This window comes from Neoluteolibacter marinus (assembly GCF_014904755.1).
Taxonomy (GTDB): domain Bacteria; phylum Verrucomicrobiota; class Verrucomicrobiia; order Verrucomicrobiales; family Akkermansiaceae; genus Haloferula; species Haloferula marina.
On the sequence record NZ_JACZFQ010000267.1, the window covers coordinates 1 to 274 of the forward strand.

At 71.2% G+C, this 274-nt stretch carries 1 protein-coding gene; it reads left to right on the plus strand.

Annotated elements, in window-relative coordinates; all coding sequences use genetic code 11:
- Positions 1-166 precede the first annotated feature (166 nt).
- Positions 167-274 (plus strand): phosphoribosylamine--glycine ligase N-terminal domain-containing protein (locus tag IG178_RS26310; RefSeq protein ID WP_193215249.1); only part of this gene is annotated, 108 nt, incomplete at its 3' end.

The window sequence follows — 274 nt, forward strand, 5'->3', positions numbered from 1 at the left end:
GATATGGCGGGTCTCCACGAAGCCGCTGCGCCGCAGGCGGGCGATCTCCACGGCGGAGGAGGCGGCGAAGGTCTCGTCGGGACTCGGATTCTGCATCGTCATGGCCCCAGTATCGGGCATGGGCGGGCCCGCGCACCCGGTCCCGGGTGGGCACTAGGCTGGCCCCGTGAAGATTCTGGTCATCGGCTCAGGCGGTCGAGAGCACGCCATCGTCCGCACCCTCCTGCGAGATCCGGCCGTGAGGGAGGTGCACGCAGCCCCCGGCAACGCCGGG